1 protein-coding gene and 1 pseudogene are annotated in these 1779 nt (G+C 65.5%); one reads left to right on the forward strand and one right to left on the reverse strand.

Features of this window, described 5'->3' with window-relative positions; genetic code table 11:
* Window positions 1-372 (forward strand): annotated as a pseudogene (locus tag EOA60_RS31480) (dihydrolipoyl dehydrogenase); the annotation flags it as partial.
* A 173-nt stretch (window positions 373-545) separates the two neighbouring features.
* Here the strand turns inward: EOA60_RS31480 and EOA60_RS31485 are convergent.
* A complete protein-coding gene (locus EOA60_RS31485) occupies window positions 546-1649 on the reverse strand; it encodes a saccharopine dehydrogenase family protein (protein WP_095825118.1) in 1104 nt (367 codons plus the stop codon).
* Window positions 1650-1779: the final 130 nt, after the last annotated feature.

Consider the following 1779-nt stretch of genomic DNA (forward strand, 5'->3'; position numbering starts at 1 on the left):
AAGCGCGCGATCCGGGCGATCTGCTTCACCGATCCCGAGCTGGTCACCGCCGGCCTGTCGCCGGACGAGGCGAAGGCGCTCGCCGGCGAGATCAAGATCGGACATTTTCCGTTCGCAGCCAACGGCCGCGCCATGACCAGGCAAGGCGAGGACGGGTTCGTGCGCATCGTCGCCCGCGCGGACAACCATCTGGTGCTGGGCATCCAGGCGGTCGGGCAGGGCGTTTCGGAATTGGCCGCGGCCTTTGGCCTTGCGCTCGAAATGGGCGCGCGGCTGGAGGATATAGCAGGCACCATTCATGCGCATCCGACCCAGGGCGAGGGCTTCCAGGAAGCGGCGCTGAAGGCGCTCGGGCACGCGCTGCATGTTTAGAGGGAGCGGGATCTCCCCCCTTGAGGGGGAGATGGCCGGCAGGCCAGAGGGGGTCGCCGCGCGTGAAGCGCCGACTTCCGGTCTTTGGCTTTCACATGCGCTGCACTGGTTGAGAGGACCCCCCTCTGTCGCCTTTGGCGACATCTCCCCCTCAAGGGGGGAGATCACAAAGCTCAGCCCGCCAGGCGGCTCGCCGTCTCGTGCTGGGCGTAGGCGCGGCCGAAGCGGTTGGCCAGAAATGCGTCGAGCGCGATGTCTTCCTGCCGGACGAAACCTTTCGCCGGCAGCGTGCCGTCGGCCAGCATGTCGAGCACGGCGCAGATGCCGGAGGCGGTGGTGATCTGGATGGCGCTGCGCACGACGTTGCCGACGCGGTGCGAATAGATCTTGTTGGCGTAGGTCTCCTGCAGCAGGCGGCCGTTGCGGCGGCCCGAGACGGTGACGAAGACGATGACGACATCCTGCAGCGTCGCCGGTAGGGCGCTCTCGAAAATGTCCTTCAGCACGCCGCGGCGGTGGCGCAGCCCGAGGTCGTTGAGCAGCGCCTTCATGATGGCGGCATGACCGGGATAGCGGATGGTGCGGTAGTTCAGGGTCCGCACCTTGCCTTTCAGCGTCTCGGCCAGAGTGCCGAGTCCGCCGGAGGTGTTGAAGGCCTCGTAGGTGACGCCGTCGAGCGAGAATTCCTCGCGCTCCTCCAGCGGGGGCACCTCGACCAGCTCGCCCTCGACGATCGCCTCGCAAGGCTCGCAATATTCGTTGATGACGCCGTCGGTGCTCCAGGTGAGGTTGTAGTTCAAAGCGTTCGACGGATATTGCGGCAGCGCGCCGACGCGCATGCGCACGCTTTCCAGCGTGTCGAAGCGGCTGGCCAGATCGTTGGCGACGATCGAAATGAAGCCCGGCGCCAGGCCGCATTGCGGGATGAAGGCGCTCTTGCCCTCGCGCGCCAGCTCCTTGACCCGACGGGTGCTGGCGACGTCCTCGGTGAGGTCGAGATAATGCACGCCCGCCTTCGCCGCAGCCTCGGCGATGCGGGTGGTGAGGTGGAAGGGCGCGGCGCTCAGCACGGCGAATTTGCCGGCAAGCGCTGCCTCAAGCGCGCCGGGCACGGCGATGTCGAGCTCCTTGCTCTCGACGCCGGCCGGCAATTCGGCTGCGGCGAGCTGGGCCGCCGAGCGGTCGACCACCGTGACGCGGTAGTCTCCCGTGGTGGTAAGCATTTCAGCGATGGTCGAGCCGATCTTGCCGGCGCCGACGACAACAATGTTTTTCATGACGATACCCCTGCCAGTTCGAATTGGCAGGAATCATCGCAGCTTGCCTGTCGAAAGGAAGCTCGGAATCTGGCAAAGTGAAGCTGAACATAGCGCAATTTGCCGAAGGGTTTCGTCGAAATGATCAGTG

This window comes from Mesorhizobium sp. M1A.F.Ca.IN.020.06.1.1 (assembly GCF_004023265.1).
Taxonomy (GTDB): Bacteria; Pseudomonadota; Alphaproteobacteria; order Rhizobiales; family Rhizobiaceae; genus Mesorhizobium.